Source organism: Chitinophaga sp. (assembly GCF_039596135.1).
GTDB lineage: Bacteria > Bacteroidota > Bacteroidia > Chitinophagales > Chitinophagaceae > Chitinophaga.
In genome coordinates this window covers 1-24,303 of record NZ_JBCNKH010000092.1, presented here as the reverse complement: position 1 = coordinate 24,303, position 24,303 = coordinate 1, and the positions used below count along the sequence as shown (strand labels likewise).

The following is a 24,303-nucleotide window of genomic DNA, read 5'->3' as shown; positions in this document are numbered from 1 at the left end:
TTTCAGGCGTATTGAAAGGTGTGTCTGCCGTATTTTTTGCCTACATTGGTTTTGATGCGATCAGTACAACGGCGGAAGAGTGTTCAAATCCACAGCGTGATTTGCCGAAGGGAATGATCTATTCATTGATCATCTGTACAGTATTATATATCCTGATTGCGTTTGTACTCACCGGGATGGTATCTTATTCACAGCTGAAAGTAGAGGATCCTTTAGCATTCGTATTCAACGCAGTAAACCTGCACAAAGTAAGTTTCCTGATCTCTGTGAGTGCGGTGGTGGCCACTACAAGTGTACTGCTTGTATTTCAGATAGGACAGCCGCGGATCTGGATGAGTATGAGTCGCGATGGCTTGCTGCCAAAAAAATTCAGTAAGATTCATCCTAAGTTCAAAACGCCTTCTTTTGCAACGATTATCACAGGTGTGATTGTAGGCGTACCAGCACTTTTCCTGAACCTTACGGTTGTAACGGACCTGACCAGTATCGGAACTTTATTTGCATTCATACTGGTATGTGGTGGAGTATTGTTACTGCCGCCGCAGGAGAAAAATGATGGTAGCAAGCGATTCCGTTTACCATATATCAATGGGCAGTATATAGTACCAGCGATCATTATTATCTTCATTTACATCTTCCGGAATGAATTGCCGGCACGGTTCTCATTTGAGGGGGGCTGGGATGTATGGAAACACAATATTCCTTTCTTTTTCTTTGCAGTTGCTGCCGTGGTGTTTGTGGTGTTGTCATTTATTAAAAAACTGTCGCTGATACCGGTTCTGGGTCTCCTCAGTTGTTTTTACCTGATGACTGAAATAGGTTTCCGCAACTGGGTCGTATTTACAATCTGGCTGATAATTGGCCTGACTATTTATTTTGGTTACAGTTATCGTAAGAGCCGATTAAATGACGATGTGCCAAAGATGAGTTTTAAATAAGAAATTCCAGATTATAATAGAACGGTTTTACCCCAATGGGCGGTAAAACCGTTTTTTTTTCCACTAACCTGTAGAAAATAGAAACACCCTCCTTACGACCGCAGCTATTTTTGTATAATAGCCTCATCCCTAACAACTTGTAACGGTTACCTAATTTGGAAAATCCATAAAAATATCTTATATTTAAATTAGATCTTTGATCCTAAACTCATATTTTATGAACCTGTTACAGCGAATTGACCATTGGGGCGAATCGCATCATCCTAAATGGGTTGATGGTATCCGCGTTCTCCTTGGAATGTTTTTGTTCTGGAAAGGAGTTGTATTCATTCAAAATATCGATGTTCTCAAAGCTGTGATAAACCAAAGCCCGTTTATTACTGTATTATCCTTCTGGCTTGCTCATTACATTGTCTTTGCTCATCTCCTGGGTGGGGTCCTTATTGCATTTGGTCTCCTCACTCGAGTTGCTGTCCTCGCACAGATCCCCATTCTTTTAGGCGCCCTCATCTTTGTACATACCCCTACCGGGCTATTCAATGTACATAGTGAATCCGGCCTTTCTATCCTTGTTCTGCTGTTACTGTTAGTATTTCTCGTAGAAGGCAGTGGCCCCATTTCTTATGATGGTTATATGCGCCGGCATCCTGCATGACCGGCTGCAAACAAGTAAGAGTCCTATATTTTATGTAGTTTTGCTGCACTGCGATACAGGTAGCAGGGAATCCTGCTATCTGTCATTTAGAGACGCAGTATAGTAATCATGAAGTACGAAATAGGAGATAAGATATTATTGCTTCATTCGAAAGAAGAAGGTACTGTTGTCGACATTATCAATGCCGATATGGTTATGGTAGAGATAGGCAAAGTAACTTTCCCCGTGTACCTGGATCAGATCGATTTCCCTTATTTTCACCGGTTTACCACTACTCCGAAGAATGGCAACCCACCTGCCAGAAAATCTGGTTTTGATATCAAGCCCGAAAAGAAACAGGATACCTTTAGAATGGATAAAGGGGTATTCCTGTCTGTACTGCCCGTATTCCGCGTAGAAGGATACGAGGAAAATGTACAGCAACTCAAGTTTCACCTGGCCAATGAAACCAATACTGCCTGGAAGTTTCATTTCCAGGTATACCTTAAGAATCAGCTGGAACTGGAAATGAAAAACGAAATTCAACCTTTCGCTAATTTCTACCTCAGCGACCTTCCTTTCGAAGCGCTGAATGATAGTCCAAGAATAGAATTCACCTTCTTTCCAAAAGAGCCAGATCCCAAACTGGCGCCTTCCTTCCAGAAAACATGGAAGATGAAGACCAAGCAGATCTTCCAGCAACTAAGTGATTTACAAGCCAGAAGAAACGCTACATTAAGTTATTTACTGTTCGAAAAGTTCCCGCTTAAACCGGAAAAATCGGCCAATGATTTCGATACAACTTCGATCGGTAAATTCTCGGCAGGGAATACAACCACCCCAACCAATAGCTTACCAGAAGTTCCCCTCACTCCCAAGTACGAACTGGACCTGCATATTGAAGTGCTGACGCCGGACTGGAAAGGGATGAAGAACATTGAAATACTCGCTATTCAATTGAATGAATTTGTGCGCTACCTCGAACTGGCCATTTCCCATCATCAGCATAATATGTTCGTCATCCATGGGGTAGGCAAGGGCAGACTCAAGGATGAAATTCATAAGATCTTAAAAGATACGCCTGAAGTAGATAGGTTCGTAAATGAATACCACCCAAGGTACGGGTTCGGGGCTACCGAGATATTTTTTAAGTAAGCTCAAAAGCGGCTTACATTTTACTATTTTTGCAAAAACTACAAACCGTGCTATCGTTCCAGGCAACTGGTAAGGAAAGTCCGGACAGCATAGAGCAACGCACCACCTAACTGGTGGGGATCTGTTCTCCTCGTCTTTGACGATGTGTACAGGTCACAGAAAGTGCCACAGAAAATGACCGCCTTGTCTTGTACAGGGTAAGGGTGAAAATGTAGGGTAAGAGCCTACGTTCTGGAATGGCAACATATCAGAAGGGTAAACCTTGCGTGCTGAAATGCCATGTATACGGTCGATGAGGGCTGCTCGTCCAATGACCGAGGGTAGGCAGATACAGGTGACGTGCGAACGTCATCGCAGATAAATGATAGCATCAGCTGTCGCAAGACAGTTGAACAGAATCCGGCTTATAGGTTTGTAGTTTTGTTTTTTATCCTTACTAAATTGCTACACCCAAATCTATTATACCCAATGAATCAAAAAGACGAAAGAACCTGGGCGATATTTATCAGCCTTGCCGGCATTATAGGAATGACTATAGGTATTATTTCTCCTGTCGGTAATATTGTAGCTGTACTGGTACTTTGGCTGATTAAGAGAGATCAGTCTTCTTTCCTGGATATTGAAGGTAAGGAAGCCCTGAACTTCCAGATCACGATGAGTCTTGCAGCACTAATCGTGAATGTTATCTTTTTCTTCCTTTCTGCTATCTGGACGTTCAGTACTTTTCTGTGGGCCGGCTATTCCCCTGGTGTGAATATCAGGTTGATCAGCGGTCGTAATAATATTGTCTGGATAATCAATGTGATATTTTCTGTTATCGCGACTATCAGAGCAAGTAACGGAGAAGTCTATAGGTACCCAATCAATTGGAGAATTGTTAAGTAATTAAAAAAGGGCTTTTGCTGGTAGCAAAAGCCCTTTTTAATTTTATCCTTTTTTAATCTTCATCACTTTCGGTTTCTTCCCCAGCTTCTCTATCTTCATCGTACTGGCTACTTTCAGCGCATTGTACGCATTTACCATACCTCCCGTTGCAGACAGATCGGCAAACGCTACCATCTTACCCGGTGCTCCCGGCTTATTCACTTCCTTCGTACCATCAGGCAAAGGCACTGCAGATTTCAACAACACATATTTTAGCTGCTCTGCAGTCAGATCAGGGTAGTAAGACAATACCAGTGCTGCTACACCGGCTACCACCGGGCATGCCATACTGGTACCACTCAGACTGCCATATTTATTGCCACCCGGCAGGGTTGCATAGATGGATACACCCGGCGCAAACAGGTCGACCGTACGTTTACCGTAGTTAGAAAAGCTTGCTACCTTGGCATCTGTTTTCCCATTGCTGCTGGCGCCTACTGTCACTACATTGCTGGCCACACCACCATTCAGAAAGTCGGCATTCGGGAAGTTATCCGTACTGTCTACATTTTTGCCATCATTGCCTGCTGCATGTATCAGTAATACATTGTGATCAGCTGCATATTTAAATGCTGCATCTACCCAATCCTTGTGTGGAGAGAACGATTTACCAAAGCTCATGTTGATGATACGCGCACCATTGTCCACTGCATAACGAATGGCCAGTGCTACATCTTTATCACGCTCATCCCCATCAGGTACGGCCTTCACCGCCATGATCTTTACATTGTCAGCCACCCCGTCCATACCTACACCATTGTTTCGTACGGCTGCAATGATACCGGATACGTGTGTACCATGAAAACCAAATTGTCCCATTACGTCATTATTGCCATAGAACCTGTCGTTGATATCATTGATATCATCGCCTACAATATCCATGCGTTTTGCATTGGGTGTATAGTTGTCAGAAACCTCTGCTTTCTTTCTCAGGTCTTCGAGGTACTCTTCGAACTCAGGTTTGAAGTCAGCATAAGTAATGGAGGAATCGCCGGTGCTGTTGAACAGGCGGATCATGAAGTGCTTGGCTACCATTACATCTTCGTCAGTCGTCTGAATGCTGTCCAGTTTGGGAACACTAAAGTCATTCGCATGCAGGAAGGTAGTGAGAATGCCACCGGCTTTGTTCACGTTGTCCTGCAGTTTCAGCATGGCTTTATAAGTCGTCTTACTTTCAGTAGAAGGTCTGGCTATCTTGGAAGATACCTTTAACCAGTAAGCATATTCTTTTGAGTTATGGTCGAGTGCGGAGTCAGGATTTACATACTTATCCTTTAACCTTACATATTCCCTTGTTGCTTCGTCAGAATCATCTTTTAAGCTACGCCCATCTTTACCACCCAAAAAATTCCAACCATGCACATCGTCTACATAGCCATTTTTGTCATCATCGATTCCATTTCCGGGAATTTCTTTTGGATTAGTCCATAAAATAGACTTCAGATCCTCATGCAGGGTATCGATACCAGAGTCGATGACTGCAACAATGACAGGGGTGCTTTTTTTGCCTTTTAACAGTTCAGTATAGGCGCGCTGCACGCTGGTACCGTATACGCTGTCGGTGGTGTAGTCCAGCAGGTGCCAGTTTTTAGGTACGGCCGTTCCCTGTGCATAGGCTGAGTTAGTTGTAAGTGCAGTCATCATCGCAACACATCCTGCCATGACTGCTATTGCTCCACTAGATTTCATGAGTCTGTTTTTTTTCACAATAAGCATATCAATACGAATACCATAAATGGTTAAAGGTAATATAAAGTGTAAGAGGCCAAGATAAGACGAATTGATGAAGGGGGGAAATAGAATATTATAATCAGCAGCATGCTGTGGTAGATGGGAGGAAATACCTATTCGTAGTAAAAAAATATTGAATATTATAAAATATTTTCCACTATTTGACGTTGAGTGCTATTCTTTGGAAAGTGGCTACGGGCACAGCAATAGTGCAGTTTCAGGGCTAAACTGCTGATAAATAAGCGGGGAAGTAGCACGAAAGTAGAATATGAAATTCCGGAAAAAAGTGTAATATTTAGAGCTGGAAGAATAATTAGGAGGCTCTCCAATTATTTTTCTCATAAGCATGGTTTCCGTTTAACGAAAAAGCGAGGTTCTCTAACCTCGCTATTTTTTTTACCTATTTGTCGCTCATTAAATGTGGTATGTATATAACGATGTTATTTAAATTTTATTGCATACGTATGGCCGCTATATTTCTGAACATAAAAAAACGCATCCACCCAAAGGCAAATGCGCTTTCCTGCTAAATATCAGTGATTACAAATCAAACTTAATCCCCTGGGCCAGCGGCAACTGTGTAGAATAATTGATCGTATTCGTCTGCCTCCGCATATAGGCCTTCCACGCCTCTGAACCACTCTCTCTACCACCTCCGGTTTCCTTCTCACCTCCAAATGCACCGCCAATCTCCGCACCAGACGTACCGATATTGACATTTGCAATCCCACAGTCAGATCCCCCATGTGAGAGGAAGGCCTCTGCCTCCCGGAGATTCAGGGTCATAATAGAAGAAGACAATCCCTGAGGTACCCCATTCTGCAATGCAATGGCCTCGTCAATCGTCTTGTATTTCATCACATACAGAATAGGTGCAAACGTCTCATGCTGTACGATCTTATAATGATTTTCCACTTCCGCAATACAAGGCTTTACATAACAACCGGAGGCATATTCACCACCACTCAATACACCGCCTTCTACCAAAAAACGCCCCCCTTCTTTCTGCACTTCTACAATTGCCTGCTCGTACATCTTTACCGCATCCTTATCAATCAATGGACCTACATGGTTATTTTCATCCAGCGGATTACCAATCTTTAACTGTCCATATGCCTTCACCAGCTTTGCCGTAAATGCATCATATACGCTCTCATGAATGATCAGCCGGCGCGTAGTTGTACAACGTTGTCCTGCTGTACCCACAGCCCCAAATACACACCCAATCAGAGACATATCCAGGTCCGCATCTTTAGAGATAATGATGGCATTGTTACCACCCAATTCTAATAAGGCCCGACCCAAACGCGCACCTACTACCGCTGATACCGCTTTACCCATGCGGGTGGAACCCGTTGCTGATACCAATGGTACACGTGTATCTTCCGCCAGCCATTCACCCGCATCCCGGGTGCCTACCAGCAAACAGCATACTCCTTCAGGCACCTTGTTCGCCTTTAGTACATCCTGCATAATCTGTTGACACGCGATGGCAGATAACGGCGTCTTTTCTGATGGTTTCCAGATACATACGTCGCCGCATACCCATGCCAGCATAGAGTTCCAGCTCCATACTGCTACAGGGAAATTGAATGCGGAAATGATACCCGTAATGCCCAACGGATGCCATTGCTCATACATGCGGTGACCCGGCCGTTCAGAATGCATGGTCAAACCATGCAACTGGCGGGAGAGACCTACTGCAAAGTCACAGATGTCAATCATCTCCTGCACTTCGCCATAGCCTTCCTGCAGGCTTTTACCCATTTCATAAGACACCAGTTTGCCCAGTGCTTCTTTGTTTTTACGCAGTGCTTCACCTACCTGTCTTACCACTTCTCCACGGCGTGGCGCAGGCCATAAGCGCCATTCTTTGAAAGCAGTGGCAGCAGTTTCTACTACTTTGTCATAATTCGCACGGCTGGCAGTAGTTACCTGTGCAATGTGTTTACCATCTACGGGAGAATGGGCGTCAATGACCGCGCCATCGGCTTTCAACCACTGGGTGCCTGTGCTGACACCACTGTTTTGGGGAGTGATATGGAACTGGTTTAGAATATCTTGTATCATGGTGCAAATATATGTTTTTAAGGAGCAGTCTTTACCGTTGCGTCTGCGAGCTGTAAGTACTTTCAAAAATCCTGTCTGCATTACCCGCTTCAAACCCTTCTCTCCTGTGCTCCCGCTTAATTTCGCCTGCCGGCAAATGAGCAAATTCCGGCAGCACCCTCCGCTCTGCAAACTCCACATAAGAGCCGGCTATCTGCTGGGTTTTGTTCTCTGCAAATGTAGCAGGAATCATTTTTGCCACCGTACTACTCTGCAATAACAGGTGATCGGGGCTTTCTTTGATTTTCCCACCGGAATCATTTAATTTAAATCCATTCCTTTCAAGGAACTGGTTGAAATCCGCCACGGTATTATATCCTACAGGCAGGTTTTGCAAACTGACAGTAAAGTGATTCAGGTAATACCGGTTATAAATCACCCATGCCGCATATTCGCTTTCTGCTGCCAGTGCCTGGTAATCCGCCAGGGTAGGGGTTCTCCAAAGTGCGCTATGCAAAAATACGTCTACTTCAGTACCATTGTCCAGGTTCAGTCTGGATACCGGATCTACCTTCACTTCATCAGTATAACTGGTAATGATCCGTTGTGCGGTTGCACTCAAATCCTGTACCCGCAGCTCACTGATAAAGATGCGCGGGTATTTGGGCGCAGGTGGCGCATACCAGTAAGCATCCAGTTTCTTTTCTTTGAAATGATAAGGCGCTCTTTTCGTATACCCATAATGCAGGAAGATCTTCTCCAGCGATTGAATGCCCAGTTGCGGCACACCTATAGTTCTGAAAGCAATATGGTCATTTTCAATGTCATCTGCGATCTGGATAACATCCTCTTTAATCATGGCTGCAATAATAGCAGCAACATCAGGAACGCGCTCCTGGTACCGTTGCATCAGGCCGTTCAATACATAGTCTAACATAACTCAGGTTTAGTTTTGGTGGAATCGGGGATAAAGGTAGGCTATTTTAGCAGAACGCTCCTGCAGGGAGCAGAAGCGTTCGTTTTATCTTAATATTGTTCATTGTCATTCGGGAAATCCTTCGCTTTCACATCACTGATATACTGTTTCGAAGCATTCAGGATCTGCTCATACAGGTTCAGGTACCTGCGCAGGAACCTGGGTTTAAAGTCCTTGTTAATACCCAGCATATCGTGCATGACCAGTACCTGGCCGTCTACATACTTGCCGGCGCCTATACCAATGATGGGAATGCGTACGCTCTCTGCCACTCTCTTTGCCAGCAGGGCCGGGATCTTTTCCAGCACAATGGCAAAGCAACCTGCTTCTTCCAGCAGTTTGGCATCCCGCAGTAGCTTCTCCGCTTCCGCATCTTCTGTAGCACGTACAGAATAGGTGCCGAACTTATTGATGGACTGAGGTGTCAGGCCCAGGTGCCCCATTACAGGTACGCCTGCAGATATAATACGTTTTACTGATTCTAATATTTCTTCACCCCCTTCGATCTTTACACCGTGCGCGCTGGTTTCTTTCATAATACGCACGGTAGATATCAGAGCTTCCTTGGAATTTCCCTGGTAAGTACCAAAAGGCAGATCTACCACTACAAAAGCACGCTTAATTGCCCTCACAACCGACGCCGCATGATAAATCATGTGGTCCAGGGTGATGGGCAGGGTGGTCTCGTAACCTGCCATTACATTTGCCGCTGAATCGCCCACCAGCAATACATCCATCCCCGAATCGTCGAAGATGCGGGCCATAGAATAATCGTAGGCAGTGATCATCGAAATCTTTTCCCCTTCATCCTTCATCCGCTGAAGGATATGCGTTGTAATCCGCTTAACTTCTTTATGCGTAGACATCTCTTATCTTGTTGTTAAAAAAGGGTGTTAAGGTAGGGAAAAAAATTAAATTGATGTGATTTCTCCGTACAGGGACTGGATCAGGCCGTCGGCAAGTCCTATCTTAGGTACAAAGATCTCTTCTGCATTTGCCCAGCGCATTATGTTGATGTAGATCTGCAGGGCCGGCACGATTACATCGGCCCGGTCTTCCCTTAAATTATAGAGGTGGATTCTTTCTTCTACTGAGAAACTGCTGAACTCTTTGTAATAATCTTTCAGCACATCGAGGGTGAGTGGTTTCCCTTCCTTTCGTTTGGAAAGGGAAAAGATCTTGTTGATATTACCACCGGAACCAATTGCGGTAACAGGACCAATGCTTTTGACCTGTTGCTTGATGGTTTCCTTCATATTTTGCCACTGTGCCTCAGTGACCTGTTGCTGTAGCAGGCGAATGGTACCGATATTGAAAGAGGTCTTGTGAACGAGGGTGTTTTTGCTGAAGATGGTTACCTCGGTACTACCACCACCCACATCTATATACATGTAGGCGCGGGTTTTGTCGAGGTTTTCGGCAATGTGGCTTTCGTAGAGGAAAGACGCTTCTTCCTGGCCCGATATAATTTTGATATCAATGCTTGTTTCGCGCCTCACGTTGTCCAGGATCATGGCGGAGTTGACCGCATCGCGCATAGCACTGGTTGCGCAGGCTTTCAGGTATTTGACTTCGTATACTTCCAGTAAGAGTTTGAATGCTTTGATCGTGCTGATCAGGTGTTCGGCCCTTTTGGGAGAGATGATGCCGGTGCTGAAAACGTCGATACCCAGTCTTAATGGTACACGTACCAGGTTTACTTTCGTAAAGTCCATACGTCCCTGACTGTTGGGCGATGCTTCTGAAATCAGTAACCTGGCGGCATTGGAGCCTATGTCAATAGCGGCAAGCTTCATAATGGGCAAAGATAATTGTTTATCTTTTCAGGGTCAACAAAAACCGCTTTTGCCATTATGACAAAAGCGGTTTTATTTTATGCAATCGTTAGTTATTTATATTGTTTTTCATGCAGGTATTTAAAGATCTCAATCTGCGACCTGATTTTCTTTCCACTATCCCGCTTATACTCATTGTTCTGCTTATTGTCGAGAATTCTTGCTTTCACATTGCCACTGAGTTGGATCGCTAAGATATCTTTAATTTCCTGCTGAATAGAAAGGTCGAAAATAGGTACGGCTACTTCTACGCGGTGGTCGAGGTTACGTACCATCCAGTCGCAGGAGGAGATGTATACACCACTTCTGAAAACGAATGCCCTGGCGTGTTCCAGGTATTCATCCACGATGCTGATGGCAGTGATATTTTTCTTCCATTTCTTATTTTCCGTATAGGCGCAGCAGATACCCCTGATGATCATCTTTATATCTACACCTGCGCGCGCTGCATCGTACAGATGGTTGATCATCTGCGGATCCGAGAGAGAGTTCATCTTGAGTATCATTTCTCCGCCACTCTTGCTTTTTGCGAGCTTAATTTCTTTCTCAATCATCTTTTCAAAGAAAGAACGCATGCTGACAGGGCTCACGGCCAGTGTTTTACAGCCTGCAAGGATCTTTGGATCGTGTTTTGGATTTTCGAGATAAGCGAACACACGGTTGATGTCGGCGAGGATGCTCCTGTTAGCAGTGAGCAGCCAGTGGTCGCCATATACGCGGGCAGTCTTTTCATTCAGGTTACCGGTAGCAACAAAACCACACTGAATGGTCTTGGTACCGATTTTCTTTTTAATCACGCACATCTTGGCATGCACTTTCAGACCAGGAATCCCGATCAGTACTTTCACACCTTCATCTTCCAGCCGGGTCTTCCATTCGAGGTTGTCAGCTTCGTTGAAACGGGCACGCAGCTCCAGGGAAACCGTTACCTGTTTACCATTACGCACAGCATTTACAAGTGCATTCACAATCCTGGAATTGCGGGCCAGCCGGTAAGCTGTAATCTTGATGCTCACTACATTCGGATCGATTGCAGCTTCGCGCAGCAGGTCAATAATGGTATCGAAGGAGTGGTAGGGCGTATGCAGCATAACGTCCTGCCCCTGTATCACGTGCATTACGCTCGTTGCTTCGGCAAATAAAGGATGCACAAAGCTTTTACGCAGGGAGCTGGTTTTTTCGGCAAAGACAGAGGTGGGGAAGTCCATAAAGTCTTTGAAATTATGGATCCTTGCTCCCGGAATCAGGTTATCGCCAGGGGAGAGCCCCATCCGGCGCATAAGGTATTCGAGCAACAGGGGATCGATGTCCTTGTCATAAACAAAGCGGACCGGTTTCCCTTTACGACGGTCTTTCAGGCCTTTTTCGATCTGGTGAATGAGGCTGGTAGAGATATCATTATCAATATCCAGCTCCGCATCGCGGGTCACCTTGATGATGTGGGCGTTGAACTTGTCGTAGCCGAAATAAGAGAAAATATGAGGGAGGCTGAAGCGGACTACGTCTTCGAGAAGAATGATGTCTTTTTCGCCTTCTTTGGATGGCAGAATGATAAAACGGGGGAGGACAGAGGTCGGAATTTCTATCAGGGCAAATTTCTGCCTGACAGAGTTGTCCTGCCGGGCCAGTACAATGGCCAGGTAAATGGATTTATCGCGTAGTAACGGGAATTGCTGGATACTTTCGATCATCAGTGGGATGATGTTGGTACGCACTTCTTCGTTAAAATAATTGAGAACGAATTTCTGTTGGTCCTTGCTCAGGTGCTTTTCGGTACGAATGAAGATTTTCTGGGCTTTCAGTTCATCTTCAATCTCGTCCCAGATGCGGTCGAATTCGCGTGTCTGATCAATGACGAGATCGTGTATATCATTGAGTATTTGTTCCGGGTTTTCTTCCAGGTGCATACGGGCGGACTTACCTACAGAAAGCATTCTGCGAAGGGTGGCTACACGTACGCGGAAGAATTCATCCTGGTTATTGGAATGAATACCGAGGAATCGGATACGTTCATGCAATGGTACACTGGGGTCAGCTGCTTCTTGCAATACCCTGGCATTAAAGGCGAGCCAGCTAACGTCCCGGGGAATCATTTTCTTTTTTTCTGGCGCATTCTTATTGCTGTTCGTCTTTTTTTCCATCTCAGGATCTTGAGTAAAAGTATCTAAAGGCTCACTTTTGGACAATCGCATCTTAAAGGGCAATTAACGGTATGGGTTATATGATGATATAACCATGATCACAACAATACCAGATTTTGGGGAAAATCCAATGTTAAATTTGTGATACAATACTTAAAGATAAGGAATTGAGATTTAATAACCTGCCGGTCGGGAGCAGGCCGGGGGTTACTCAGTGGCCGGTTTCTGGCTGCTTTTGTTGTAAACAGGCAATGCAATTAAGCTGGCGAAGCCCATTACAATTACCATCAGGGTTTGTGCCAGCCATACGATCCAGCCAAAGGCATAGCCGGTAGTGGCGTGAATGCCGTATAACAGGAGGGTTTGCTGTACCAGTATCTGGTATGCACCTATACCCCCCTGGGTAGCGATCATACCGATACTGCCAAAACATAGTACGGAAAGGGCGGCACCTACACCCAATGACCGGGTTTCGTCCATACAAAGGAAACCGAGGTACATCATGGTAAAGTACAATGCCCATATAAAGAGGGAGTAGAAGATAAACCAGCCTTTTTTCTTCATCTTGCCAATAGAGAGGACTCCTTCCCATACACCTCTGAAGATGCCTTTGATTTTGATGCCTACTCTGGAACGGGCGATGATGCGGAAGGCGATAAAGCCCAGCATGACCAGTACAATGAGAATGCCTGCCAGTATCCAGGTGCGGCTACTGCCGGCATTACCGAGTTTGGCCTGTAAGGGCACCCATATGTGCTGGGTGAAGAAGACCCCTACGGTATCCAGCTGCAGCACTACCGTTACGAGCATGAGGAGCAGGAGCACCAGCATATCGACCGCTCTTTCGGCAATCATAGTACCTACCAGTTTTTCTGCAGGGATGTTTTCGTAGCGGGCTACAAGGCCGCAGCGGGTTACTTCTCCCAGGCGGGGTATGGCAAGGTTAGCCAGGTAGCCGACCATAACAGCGAAGAAAGTATTCAGGGTACTGGGGTGGTAACCCAGTGGTTCCATGAGTAATTTCCAGCGTACGGCACGGTACCAGTGACTGGCTATACCAACAAAAATAACGGGGATGATAAGCCAGTAATTGGCTTTTCGGAAGCTACGGATGATATCTTCCTTTTCCTGTGCAGTTAGGTTGTGCGTAACCAACCAGATCAACCCTAAACCTATCGCCAAAAATATTGTAAAATTGATAATAGTCTTAAGCGATTTCGGCATAGAAGGTCTGATTTTAAGGGTTACACTTACAATTTATTATTTTCTTTTGGAAAAACAGCGATTGGTGTATGTTTTTTGGCTTCTTCGAAGTCCATTGTACAGTAGGAGATGATGATGACGATATCACCTACGGCACAGAGGCGGGCTGCCGGGCCATTCATACATATTACACCTGAACCTCGTTTTCCTTTCAGTACGTAGGTTTCCAGGCGTTCGCCATTATTCACGTTGACTACCTGTACCTTTTCGTATTCGATAAGGCCGGCTGCGTCCATCAGATCTTCGTCGATGGTGATGCTACCTACATATTGTAAGTTGGCTTCCGTGATAACTGCGCGGTGTATTTTACACTTTAATACTTCAATCTGCATAACGTAATTCTGCGTGCGGCTGCAAAGTTACGGTAAAATAAATGAATGTGACAAAAGGTGATGAGACTCATCTTTTGGGATGATTAAAGCGAAGAGGCGTTGCCTTCGGCAAAGATGTTAAGGTTCTTTTTTATATTAATAAGGGAACCTATCCCTTCTAAACACATCATCTGCAGCACCAAAACTCCCTCAAAAACTTAACATCTTTGCCGCAGGCAATGCCCCTCAATCACCTCTATAGCAATACGTTATCTATCAACCTCACCCCACTGCTCACCTCCTTCGCCGCCACCACCGCATACAAAGGCGTAACTCCCGCATCTTCCGGAAAAATCACCGACCCATCCTCCAAAATACTAATCAACTCCACATAATCCACCTCAAACCCACTGTTTTTCAAATCATTAACCACCTTTTCCTTCAACTCCTTAAAACCCTCCTTCTTATAATGATGCTTTATATAACTCAACCCCTGGTACAAATGCAACGCATTCACCCGCTCACTGGCATTTAACCTGAGATTTCTGCTACTCATTGCCAACCCATCATCCTCCCTTTGCGTAGGACAAATAACCAGCTCTACATGCGAATCAATAATCCTCAGCAACCGGTTTATAATCAGGCACTGCTGTAAATCTTTCTGCCCCATAAACAACTTATCCGGCTGTACCAGGTTCAGCAACTTATGCACCACCTGCCCAACCCCCTGAAAATGCCCCGGCCTCGCCGCACCTTCCAAGACCGTTTCCAGTGTCCCAAAATCATAATGCATTTTGGCAGTCAGCCCATCCGGATACATTTCCTGCACAGATGGCAGAAACAATACATCACACCCTGCCCCTGTCAGTTGCTGTACATCCTGGTCGATGGTCACAGGGTATTTTTCAAAATCTTTTGGATCATTGAACTGCGTGGGGTTTACAAAGATGCTACAAACCACCAGGTCAGAATTTTCTTTTGCAGCATTGATCAGAGAGATATGTCCCCTGTGCAAAGCGCCCATAGTTGGCACAAAACCAATGTGTTTTCCCTCTTTCCGGGCTGTCGTTAAATACCTTTCCAGTTCTTCTTTCCGCTTAAATAAATACATAATTTATTGCTTAAAAGGATGTTAAAAGTGCCAATTTGTCTTTTAATCCGGTAAAAATCCGTAATTTTGCAAACCAAATTTAAATTTACTGCATTAATATCAGCATTAGATGTCCACAAAGAAACGAATTCTTTTTATTGCTCAGGAGATGTCGCCTTATCTGGAACTGACAGATTATGCGGCTATGGTCAATAAAATGGCAATTAAGTCCAATGAGTCAGGGCTGGAAGTGCGGGTGATCATGCCCCGTTTTGGCATTATCAATGAGAGAAGGCACCGGCTGCACGAGGTGGTACGATTGTCTGGCATTAACATCGTGATTGAAGGAGATGATTACCCGTTGATTATCAAGGTGGCATCATTGCCAAATGCCCGTCTGCAGGTATATTTCCTTGACAACGAGGACTACTTTAAGCGAAAAGCGTTATTTACGGACGAAAATGACCAGTTCTATGATGACAACGCTGCGCGTGCGGTATTTTTCTGTAAAGGAGCATTAGAAACAGTGAAAAAATTCGGTTGGCCTCCTGACATCATTCACTGTAGTGGCTGGATGACCTCCCTGATACCACTGTACCTGAAGACAGCCTACAAAAAAGAGCCCGTATTCGCACATTCCAAGGTAGTTTACTCGTTAGAGCCTAACTCCTTCAAGGATAACCTGGGTGCCGGCTTTGTTAAAAAGGCGACCATCAGCAACCAGATTAAGGAAAAAGACATTGAACTGTACAAAGAAGGTACTAACACTGCCTTGAACCGGGGCGCTGCTAAATATGCAGATGCTGTGGTACTGGCCGGGGAAAAGACAGAAAAGAAAGTGGTGGATGAACTGAAAGCCGAAAAAGGCAAGATCATCCTGCCTTATAAGAAAGAAAATGAAGATTTGGCAGATTACCTGCAGCTGTATACCCAGTTGCTTGGTAAATAAAGCCGCTCATCGAATTTGATAAAAAAGGATGTACCACCCGGTACATCCTTTTTTTGTTATAGACTGGTCATCTCCGCTTAACTTTATCAATTTCACGCCTCTTTAACGAATATTTTCCCTATCAAAATGCTGGAATATAGTCAAATGACTTATTTTTGCCCCTGTTTACCATTAGGCATACCACCAAATGACTAAAATATGGTAAATTGTACTAGATTTACTAATCTTAAAGCCGAAATTCAATTATTTTATGCCTTATTTATTTACCTCAGAATCAGTATCCGAAGGACATCCGGATAAAGTTGCCGATCAGATTTCAGACGCATTGATAGATAATTTCTTAGCCTACGACGCGACTTCCAAAGTAGCTTGTGAAACTTTGGTAACTACCGGTCAGGTGGTGCTGGCCGGAGAAGTTAAATCCGAAGCTTACCTGGATGTGCAGGAAATTGCGCGTGAGGTAATCCGCAAGATAGGGTATACCAAAAGTGAATATATGTTCGAGGCTAACTCCTGCGGTATCTTCTCTGCTATCCATGAGCAGTCTCCAGACATTAATCAGGGTGTAGAGCGCAAGAGCCCGGAAGAACAGGGTGCCGGCGACCAGGGCATGATGTTTGGTTATGCTACCAAAGAAACCGAAAACTATATGCCACTGGCACTGGATCTGGCACACAAACTCCTGATCGAACTGGCCGCAATCCGTCGTGAAAACAAAGAAATCACTTACCTGCGTCCGGATGCTAAATCCCAGGTAACGATCGAATATTCTGACGATAACAAACCTGTACGTATCGATACCATCGTAATCTCTACACAGCACGATGATTTCGATGCAGAAGAAAAGATGCTGGCCAAGATCAAGCAGGATATGATCAATATCGTAATACCCCGTGTAAAAGCACAGCTGAAGCCCGAACTGGCAGCGCTGTTCAATGATAAAATCACTTACCACATCAACCCTACCGGCAAATTTGTAATCGGTGGTCCTCATGGTGATACCGGTCTCACTGGCCGTAAAATCATCGTAGATACCTATGGTGGTAAAGGTGCACACGGTGGTGGTGCATTCTCCGGTAAAGATCCTTCCAAAGTAGACCGTTCTGCTGCTTATGCTACCCGTCACATTGCAAAGAACCTGGTTGCTGCAGGCCTGGCTGACGAGGTGCTGGTACAGGTATCTTATGCGATTGGTGTGGCCAAACCTTGTGGTTTATTTATCGACACACGCGGTACTGCAAAAGTGAAAATGACAGATGGCGAGATTGCACGTAAAGTAGAAGAAATCTTCGACCTGCGTCCTTATGCAATCGAGCAGCGTTTGAAACTGCGTAACCCTATCTATAGCGATACTGCTGCTTATGGCCATATGGGTCGTGAGAGCAAGGTAGTTACCAAAGTATTCAACAAGGGAAAGAAACATGAGAAGAGTGTAGAAGTGGAGTTGTTTACATGGGAGAAGCTGGATTATGTAGATAAAGTGAAAGCAGCATTCAGCCTGTAATAACTTTATAAGTAGATATAAAAAAACGCTTTTGCCTGCAGCAAAAGCGTTTTTTTATATGTGGTTACGCCTGCGGCGCACGTTTTAAAACGTCAGGCATCGAATTCATCCCAGATCATTTCCCTGTTTAAAAAAGCGGCTGCTGCCAGCCCGGCTGCTACTGCATTCGGTACACCACGAAGCATACTGCAGTTATCACCAGCTGCATACACCCCTTCAACAGATGTTTTCCCAAAATCAGCTACTTTAATATGTCCTGATTCTGTCAACTCACATCCCAGTTGCGCAGGTATATCACTGTGCTGTATAAACGGTAAACGGGCGTAAACAGCTTTTAAAGGCACTTTTGTACCATCAGCCAGTTCCACTGCGCTTAGATATCCCTTGTCATGGATAATCGCTTTTACAGGTGTCTCAATGATATTGATGTTCTTTTTCTTTACCTGTGCTACCATTTCATCTGTCAGTGAGCAAGGGCCGTTCGTGAACAATGTCAAATCTTTTGTCCAGTGTTGAATCAGTTTCACAGTTTCAAAACCACCTTCGCCATTGCCTAAAATACCTGTTGGCTGCTTAGCCACTTCATAACCGTGGCAATAGGGGCAGTGAATCACAGAGATTCCCCAACATGCTGCTACACCCGGAATCTCAGGCATAAGGTCTTTGATACCGGTGGTAATAATGAGTTTTTTTGCGGTGAAGGTTTCACCTGCTTCAGTGGTTACAGAAAACCCCTTGTCGTATTTTTCTCCTTTCACGGCTTTGCCATGGAGCAACTGTACGGTGTTATATGCTTTGAGTTGCTCCAGTGCTACTTTTGTAATTGCTGCTGGCGTTTCACCATCTCTTGTTAAAAAATTATGTGAATGGGGTGTTTGTGCATTACAGGGATTGCCGCTATCAATGATTAATACTTTCCTGAGTGCGCGGCCAAGGGTCATTCCAGCTTGTAATCCGGCATAGCTGCCTCCGATGATGATAACTTCAAATTCCATATTTATCATTTTGTACAAAAGTAATTAGGTTAACTTTATGATCGTGAAAACTACCCTCTATGGAAGTGCTTCCCTGGAAGGAATGAAAATATTACAAAATAATACTTTTATGGTTTGTCCTGGTGAAAAGATACATGATTGCAAACGTCAGTTGCTCGCCATTCAGGATACCCTGGATATCATTGGCGGAAAGTGGAAAGTAACCATCCTGGGATGCCTGGCGATGGGAGAGAAGCGGTTTATGGATTTGCAGAGAGAGCTGGTGGGAATAGGACCGAAAATGTTATCGAGAGAGTTGCATGAGCTGGAGGTAAATGGATTGATTCAAAAGAATGAAAACGCGAAGTATAAGATGACGGCATATAGTGATTCGCTGAAGCCGGTGATACAGGTATTGGCAGAATGGGGAATGCAGCATAGGGTGAAAGTGATGTCGATGCAATAAGAATCCGGATAGCCTGCCGCAGGCAAAGGCGGTTTTTTCGCAAGCGATAATTATCCTTATCTTTAAGAACATTTAACACAATATATGAGCCTGGTAAAAAATGCATTTTACAGTGCTGCGCAACTGTTTCCCCTTGCCGTATTGAAACAACGACGTCCCGATAGTTTATTGCTCCCCTATCATCACCTTGTAAGCGATACACCAGTTCCCCACATCAAACACCTCTACCCATGGAAAGGCACCCGGGCATTTGAAAAAGATCTCGATTACCTGCTCAGGCGATTTACTCCCATTACCTTACAGGATATCATTCAATCTTTAAGAACAGGACAGGCACTACCTGCCGGCTCTTTCCTGCTTACCTTCGACGATGGTCTGCGTGAAATAAAAGAAATCATCGCTCCCATGTTGCTTCGCAAAGGTGCACCGGCTGCATTCTTTCTGAACAGCGCATTTCTTGATAATAAAAACCTGTTTTATAAATTCAAGCTTAGCCTGATTATTGAAAATCTACAAACTAAAAACCACTCAAAAGCAACACTTGATCAACTCTATACCTGCCTGCAGACAGATGAAGCATCACTCATTCCGGCAATTAAAAAAATCACTTACAGTAATAAAGGACAGGCAGATGAAGTAGCAGGTATCTTAGGTCTTTCTTTTGCACAATACCTGACAGAAGTAAAGCCGTTCCTTACACTTGAGGAAGTAGGTACACTTGTACAACAAGGTTTCGCCATCGGTGGACATAGTATTGATCATCCCTATTACAGTCAGCTCACACTGGACGAACAACTCTTTCAAACCAGGCAATCGGTAGATTTTCTTGTGCAGCATTTCAATCTGAATTATAGAGCGTTTGCATTTCCACATACAGATGCAGGCGTGAGCAGGATATTTTTCAATACCTTATTAGAAGGCCCCGATCCAATAGACGTGATCTTCGGTACAGGAAATCATAAAAAAGATTTTAATCCGAAAATATTGCACCGGTTCAATTGTGAAAGACCATCGGTAAGCATTAATGCAGCAGTGAAAGGAATTTTATTGTTGAATAAAATTCAACAGATAACAAACAAGGATCAGATTAGTCGCTAAATCTCCGGCATTATATAAGCAAATTTTATCTCTATACATATTTGTAATGTATCTCCAAAAAACAAAATATGCCACATTGATGTTTGGTATTCTATACAATCAAAATCAGATATACCCCATGTCAAAACTGTTAAAACGATCCTTTCATGTAAGCTAAAGAGGAATAATTCTTAACAAGGAATTAAATCAAATGATTTAGTGGCGAAAATTTCCATGCATTTTGTTTTTGTTCAGTCAATTACGTATATTTAAATTATATAGATTATTTAATACTTTATATTTGTTTTTTTTATTGAAAAACAAATTTGTATCCTAATTTTGCCCGGGACGATTGAGACACATCAGATTGAATTTAAGTATTAATAAAAAACGTCGGCTATTGTAAAACGCTACTAAATTTTAACCAAACGTGAAGAACCTACCTATTGTCAGGCTACTGATATGTGCCTGTCTGTCATTAATTGCGTCCGTGTATCCAAATGTAACGAAAGCCCAGGGAGACCAGACAGCAATCACTGTAAAACTAGGCACCAGCCAGACCACAGGTGCCTGGCTGCATCTACCGGACGATTACAACAGTACTTCGGCGAGTTACCCGCTTTTAATTTTCCTGCATGGCGTAGGAGAAGCAGGTACTGATATCAACTTAGTACTGGCGCATGGAGTACCGAAGATGATTGCAAACGGTGCAAAGATGCAGTATACCGTCAATGGCAAGTTGTTTAAATTTATCGTGGTATCTCCGCAAATCCCCAATGGATGGGCAAGTGAAACCATGGTGCAGAGTGTGCTGAATGATATTAAATCGAGGTACAGAGTAGATGCATCCCGTATTTATCTGACCGGGCTAAGTGCCGGTGGTTATGGTGTATTAAATTACATCGCATCCGGAACTACCTATTCAGATAACCTGGCTGCTATCGTACCCGTGTCCGCAGCTGCAATCGATGCAAGCAAAGTGGCCGGACTGTGTAATGTAGCCAGCAGCAAACTGGCTGTCTGGATGCTCTGTGGTACCTCCGACAGCTTCATTGACAACCAGCGCACTTATATCGCTGATATGAAGGCGTGCAACCCTTCTATCACCCCCATTGCCACCGAATACAATGGCGGTACTCATAGCGATAATGTATGGGACAAAGCATACGATCCCAATCACACTTACCAGAATCCTAACATCTATGAGTGGATGTTGCAATACAGCCGCAACAACGCTTCTTCTACCATATCCGCTCCCGTAGCCGCCGTAGCTTCTTCCAGCCTGACCATCACCTTACCAACTAATAGTACTACTTTAGATGGTTCTACCTCCACAGGTACCATCACTACATATGCATGGACACAAGCCTCAGGACCTTCTACAGCAACACTGAGCAGCACCAGCACTGCAAAAATAACCGCCAGCAACCTCGTTGCCGGTACTTATGTTTTTAAACTGACCGTGTCGAACGCCGCCGGGAGTAGTTCCCAATCGGTGACCGTTACTGTGAATGCCGCTACCACAGCTGCTCCTGTGGCAGCCGTAGCCGCATCTTCCCTGAGCATTACCCTGCCAACTAACACCGCCACTTTAGATGGTTCTTCTTCTACAGGCACCATCACCAGCTATACATGGGCACAAACTTCCGGTCCTTCTACTGCTACCCTCAGCAGCACCAGTACTGCAAAGATCACTGCCAGCAACCTCGTAGCAGGTACCTATGTGTTTACACTGACCGTAAAAAATTCAACAGGTAGTAGCAGCAAAACGGTGACTGTAACGGTGAATGCCGCTACCGGCACTAAAGTTGCCTGTGCAGGTTGTAAGTTCCTCATCACACCGGGTTCCGATGGCGGTGCTTATATCAATGGTACAACACTGGGTGTTCAACCCGGCGATACCGTATGTATCCAGTCTGGTAGCTACGCCTACATCCAGTTCTTCAATATCACCGGTACCACTGCTAAGCCAATTGTTTTCATCAACTGCGGCGGCCAGGTAAAAATCGGAAACGGCGGTAGCTATGGCTTTGTATTCAACAATGCAAAGTACTTCAAAGTAACAGGTACAGGTAGCTCCGATTTTTACGGGTTCAGTGTAGATGGCGTGACCAAAAAACTGAACGTAGGTCTTGGTATCAGTAAGGGATGTACCGATTACGAAGCAGATCACTTTGAAATCACTGGCTCCGAAGTAGGGGTGATGGCCAAGGTAAATCCTGATTGCGATGTCAACAACCAGTATCCTACCTTCTCTATCAGAAATGTTAAACTGCATGATCTTTATATACACGAAACAGTCGGAGAGGGGATGTACATCGGAAACACCGCACCTAATGGTGAAACCGCCACTTGTAATGGTGTTACCACAACCCTGTTACCTCCACGTATATACAACCTGAAAATCTACAACGTCATCACCGCCAATACCGGCTGGGATGGTATCCAGGTAGCATCCGCTCCTGAAAACGTAGAGATCTATAATAATAAAGTATCTAACTACGGTGTTGAAAACAAAGGTAGCCAGCAGGCGGGTATCATCCTGGGTGGTGAATCCAACGGTAAGGTATACAACAACACGATAATCAAAGGTACTGGTAATGGTATCGAAGTATTCGGCACTGGTCTCAGCTATGTCTACAATAACATCCTCAGCGATTGTGGTATAGATGGAACCACCATCGGACAGGATGCGATCTTCATCGACGACCGACCTACCAACCAGAACTACAAGCCACTACAGGTGTATGTGATGAACAATACCATCGTCAACTCAGGCCGGGATGCTATTCGTATGCAGAATACAAACGGTACAGATGGCACCGGCAATCTCTTTCTCAACAACCTTGCCGTGAAACCAGGTTCACTGGCTTCCAGGGGCTCACTTGCATACCTCACTATTCAATCCGGGGTTTCTTATACAACTACGAACAGCCTGAATTATGCCGATGCAACCACTGTGAAGTTTGTAGATGCCACTAATAAAAATTTCCACCTGGCAGCAGGTTCTCCTGCTATCGACCAGGGCAGGGACCTAAGCACTTATTTCAAAACTGATATAGATGGCAACGCCCGCCCGCAAGGCAGCGCATTTGATGTAGGTGCCGATGAATATGCATCCGGTACTTCCACCAATGTAGCGCCTACTGCCAATGCCGGCGCTGACCAGGCCATTACTTTGCCCGTTACAACTGTTACACTAAATGGTACCGGATCTACTGATAGTGATGGTACCATTAAATCGTACAAATGGGTACAGACTTCTGGTCCGGTGACAGGCACTATCAGCAACACTGCTATTGCCTCTCCCGTAATTACTAACCTGACGGCTGCCGGTACATACGTATTTACACTGACTGTTACCGACGATGATGGCGCTACCGCCACTGACCAGGTAACCATCACCGTGAATGCCGCAAATGTGGCTCCTACTGCAAACGCAGGTACTGATCAAACAATTACCCTGCCTACAACATCTGTTACCCTGAATGGTACAGGTTCCAAAGACAGCGACGGTGCTATCAAAACTTATAAATGGGTGCAGACCTCCGGCCCCGTGACTGGCACTATCAGCAACATAGCCATCGCTTCGCCGGTGATCACTAAGCTCACTACTGCAGGTACCTATGTATTTACTTTGACAGTGACCGATGATGATGGCGCAACCGCATCTGATGCAGTTACTATCATCGTAAAAGCCGCTACTTCTACAAATGTAGCACCTACTGCCAATGCTGGTACTGATCAAACGATCCAGTTGCCTACAGCTACCGTTACCCTGAATGGTACAGGTTCTAAAGACAGCGATGGTTCTATCAGCGCATATAAATGGGTGCAGACTTCTGGTCCGGCAACAGCCACTATCAGCAGTGCGACCATTGCCTCTCCCGTGATCACTAACCTCACTACTGCAGGTACCTATGTTTTCACACTGACAGTGACCGATAATGCAGGTACTACCGCTACCGACCAGGTTACTATCACCGTTACAGCTGCTGCAGCCAACAAAGCTCCTACAGCCAATGCCGGCGCTGATCAGACCATTACATTGCCTACAGCAACTGTAACATTAAATGGTACGGCTTCTTCTGACATCGATGGCACTATCAAGGTCTACAAATGGGTACAGGCTTCCGGTCCTGTAACCGCCACACTGAGCAGCACGGCAATTGCTTCCCCGGTTGTTACCAAATTAGCGACCGCAGGTAGCTATGTATTCACGCTGACTGTCACAGACGATGATGGTGCTACTGCATCTGATAATGTAACTATCACCGTAAAATCAG

19 protein-coding genes and 1 other RNA gene are annotated in these 24,303 nt (G+C 44.8%); 10 read left to right on the top strand and 10 right to left on the bottom strand.

All coding sequences use genetic code 11. From position 1 onward, the window contains the following. From ABDW16_RS28645 to ABDW16_RS28625, 5 genes are all read left to right on the top strand, one after another. The coding region (locus ABDW16_RS28645) for an amino acid permease (RefSeq protein ID WP_343674615.1) at positions 1–938 on the top strand (938 nt) is incomplete at its 5' end. A gap of 217 nt (positions 939–1,155) precedes the next feature. Beyond that, complete coding sequence (locus ABDW16_RS28640; protein WP_343674614.1) at positions 1,156–1,593, top strand: DoxX family protein; 438 nt, start codon at positions 1,156–1,158, stop codon at positions 1,591–1,593. 108 nt (positions 1,594–1,701) lie between these two features. Further along, the gene (locus ABDW16_RS28635) at positions 1,702–2,727 is read left to right on the top strand and encodes a Smr/MutS family protein (protein ID WP_343674613.1); all 1,026 of its coding nucleotides are present in this window, start codon (positions 1,702–1,704) and stop codon (positions 2,725–2,727) included. 37 nt (positions 2,728–2,764) lie between these two features. After that, an RNA gene (gene rnpB, locus ABDW16_RS28630) (RNase P RNA component class A) lies at positions 2,765–3,150 on the top strand. A 45-nt stretch (positions 3,151–3,195) separates the two neighbouring features. After that, a complete protein-coding gene (locus tag ABDW16_RS28625) occupies positions 3,196–3,612 on the top strand; it encodes a DUF4870 domain-containing protein (RefSeq protein ID WP_343674612.1) in 417 nt (138 codons plus the stop codon). A gap of 42 nt (positions 3,613–3,654) precedes the next feature. Here ABDW16_RS28625 and ABDW16_RS28620 read toward each other — a convergent pair whose 3' ends face one another. From ABDW16_RS28620 to panC, 9 genes are all read right to left on the bottom strand, one after another. Next, a complete protein-coding gene (locus ABDW16_RS28620) occupies positions 3,655–5,340 on the bottom strand; it encodes a S8 family peptidase (protein ID WP_343674611.1) in 1,686 nt (561 codons plus the stop codon). A 582-nt stretch (positions 5,341–5,922) separates the two neighbouring features. Further along, the gene (locus tag ABDW16_RS28615; RefSeq protein ID WP_343674609.1) at positions 5,923–7,452 is read right to left on the bottom strand and encodes an aldehyde dehydrogenase family protein; all 1,530 of its coding nucleotides are present in this window, start codon (positions 7,450–7,452) and stop codon (positions 5,923–5,925) included. A gap of 31 nt (positions 7,453–7,483) precedes the next feature. After that, the gene (locus ABDW16_RS28610) at positions 7,484–8,368 is read right to left on the bottom strand and encodes a DUF1338 domain-containing protein (protein WP_343674607.1); all 885 of its coding nucleotides are present in this window, start codon (positions 8,366–8,368) and stop codon (positions 7,484–7,486) included. A gap of 89 nt (positions 8,369–8,457) precedes the next feature. After that, the gene (gene panB / locus ABDW16_RS28605) at positions 8,458–9,273 is read right to left on the bottom strand and encodes a 3-methyl-2-oxobutanoate hydroxymethyltransferase (protein WP_343674605.1); all 816 of its coding nucleotides are present in this window, start codon (positions 9,271–9,273) and stop codon (positions 8,458–8,460) included. A gap of 45 nt (positions 9,274–9,318) precedes the next feature. After that, on the bottom strand, positions 9,319–10,203 hold the full coding sequence (locus ABDW16_RS28600; protein WP_343674604.1) for an exopolyphosphatase: 885 nt from the start codon (positions 10,201–10,203) through the stop codon (positions 9,319–9,321). Positions 10,204–10,295: 92 nt separating this feature from the next. Continuing rightward, the gene (ppk1, locus tag ABDW16_RS28595) at positions 10,296–12,383 is read right to left on the bottom strand and encodes a polyphosphate kinase 1 (RefSeq protein ID WP_343674602.1); all 2,088 of its coding nucleotides are present in this window, start codon (positions 12,381–12,383) and stop codon (positions 10,296–10,298) included. Between the two features lie 207 nt (positions 12,384–12,590). Next, positions 12,591–13,607, bottom strand: coding sequence for a lysylphosphatidylglycerol synthase transmembrane domain-containing protein (locus ABDW16_RS28590; protein ID WP_343674600.1), 1,017 nt, complete (start codon positions 13,605–13,607; stop codon positions 12,591–12,593). 26 nt (positions 13,608–13,633) lie between these two features. Beyond that, positions 13,634–13,978, bottom strand: coding sequence for an aspartate 1-decarboxylase (gene panD / locus ABDW16_RS28585; RefSeq protein ID WP_343674599.1), 345 nt, complete (start codon positions 13,976–13,978; stop codon positions 13,634–13,636). A 235-nt stretch (positions 13,979–14,213) separates the two neighbouring features. Continuing rightward, positions 14,214–15,068, bottom strand: a complete 855-nt coding sequence (panC, locus tag ABDW16_RS28580; protein ID WP_343674598.1) for a pantoate--beta-alanine ligase — start codon at positions 15,066–15,068, stop codon at positions 14,214–14,216. 109 nt (positions 15,069–15,177) lie between these two features. Between panC and ABDW16_RS28575 the strand changes: the two genes are divergently transcribed. Both ABDW16_RS28575 and metK read left to right on the top strand, forming a co-directional pair. Then, entirely contained in the window at positions 15,178–15,996 is an 819-nt protein-coding gene (locus tag ABDW16_RS28575) for a glycogen/starch synthase (protein WP_343674596.1), read from the top strand. A 250-nt stretch (positions 15,997–16,246) separates the two neighbouring features. Continuing rightward, positions 16,247–17,500, top strand: a complete 1,254-nt coding sequence (metK, locus tag ABDW16_RS28570) for a methionine adenosyltransferase (RefSeq protein ID WP_343674594.1) — start codon at positions 16,247–16,249, stop codon at positions 17,498–17,500. A gap of 92 nt (positions 17,501–17,592) precedes the next feature. Here metK and ABDW16_RS28565 read toward each other — a convergent pair whose 3' ends face one another. Then, on the bottom strand, positions 17,593–18,495 hold the full coding sequence (locus ABDW16_RS28565) for an NAD(P)/FAD-dependent oxidoreductase (protein WP_343674592.1): 903 nt from the start codon (positions 18,493–18,495) through the stop codon (positions 17,593–17,595). A 43-nt stretch (positions 18,496–18,538) separates the two neighbouring features. Here ABDW16_RS28565 and ABDW16_RS28560 point away from each other — a divergent pair, with 43 nt between their 5' ends. From ABDW16_RS28560 to ABDW16_RS28550, 3 genes are all read left to right on the top strand, one after another. Continuing rightward, positions 18,539–18,940 carry a helix-turn-helix domain-containing protein gene (locus tag ABDW16_RS28560; RefSeq protein WP_343674590.1) on the top strand — a complete coding sequence of 134 codons (402 nt, stop codon included), beginning with the start codon at positions 18,539–18,541 and terminating at the stop codon, positions 18,938–18,940. 84 nt (positions 18,941–19,024) lie between these two features. After that, on the top strand, positions 19,025–20,038 hold the full coding sequence (locus ABDW16_RS28555) for a polysaccharide deacetylase family protein (protein ID WP_343674589.1): 1,014 nt from the start codon (positions 19,025–19,027) through the stop codon (positions 20,036–20,038). 409 nt (positions 20,039–20,447) lie between these two features. Further along, the coding region (locus ABDW16_RS28550; protein WP_343674588.1) for a PKD domain-containing protein at positions 20,448–24,303 on the top strand (3,856 nt) is incomplete at its 3' end.

Excerpts from the sequence above, each read along its gene's own strand:
- ABDW16_RS28620 (WP_343674611.1), bottom strand. The coding sequence starts at position 5,340 with ATGAAATCTAGTGGAGCAATAGCAGTCATGGCAGGATGTGTTGCGATG.
- ABDW16_RS28635 (WP_343674613.1), top strand. The coding sequence starts at position 1,702 with ATGAAGTACGAAATAGGAGATAAGATATTATTGCTTCATTCGAAAGAA.
- ABDW16_RS28565 (WP_343674592.1), bottom strand. The coding sequence starts at position 18,495 with ATGGAATTTGAAGTTATCATCATCGGAGGCAGCTATGCCGGATTACAA.
- panB (WP_343674605.1), bottom strand. The coding sequence starts at position 9,273 with ATGTCTACGCATAAAGAAGTTAAGCGGATTACAACGCATATCCTTCAG.
- ABDW16_RS28615 (WP_343674609.1), bottom strand. The coding sequence starts at position 7,452 with ATGATACAAGATATTCTAAACCAGTTCCATATCACTCCCCAAAACAGT.
- panD (WP_343674599.1), bottom strand. The coding sequence starts at position 13,978 with ATGCAGATTGAAGTATTAAAGTGTAAAATACACCGCGCAGTTATCACG.
- ABDW16_RS28590 (WP_343674600.1), bottom strand. The coding sequence starts at position 13,607 with ATGCCGAAATCGCTTAAGACTATTATCAATTTTACAATATTTTTGGCG.
- ABDW16_RS28575 (WP_343674596.1), top strand. The coding sequence starts at position 15,178 with ATGTCCACAAAGAAACGAATTCTTTTTATTGCTCAGGAGATGTCGCCT.
- ABDW16_RS28625 (WP_343674612.1), top strand. The coding sequence starts at position 3,196 with ATGAATCAAAAAGACGAAAGAACCTGGGCGATATTTATCAGCCTTGCC.
- ppk1 (WP_343674602.1), bottom strand. The coding sequence starts at position 12,383 with ATGGAAAAAAAGACGAACAGCAATAAGAATGCGCCAGAAAAAAAGAAA.
- ABDW16_RS28555 (WP_343674589.1), top strand. The coding sequence starts at position 19,025 with ATGAGCCTGGTAAAAAATGCATTTTACAGTGCTGCGCAACTGTTTCCC.
- metK (WP_343674594.1), top strand. The coding sequence starts at position 16,247 with ATGCCTTATTTATTTACCTCAGAATCAGTATCCGAAGGACATCCGGAT.
- ABDW16_RS28600 (WP_343674604.1), bottom strand. The coding sequence starts at position 10,203 with ATGAAGCTTGCCGCTATTGACATAGGCTCCAATGCCGCCAGGTTACTG.
- ABDW16_RS28640 (WP_343674614.1), top strand. The coding sequence starts at position 1,156 with ATGAACCTGTTACAGCGAATTGACCATTGGGGCGAATCGCATCATCCT.
- panC (WP_343674598.1), bottom strand. The coding sequence starts at position 15,068 with ATGTATTTATTTAAGCGGAAAGAAGAACTGGAAAGGTATTTAACGACA.
- ABDW16_RS28610 (WP_343674607.1), bottom strand. The coding sequence starts at position 8,368 with ATGTTAGACTATGTATTGAACGGCCTGATGCAACGGTACCAGGAGCGC.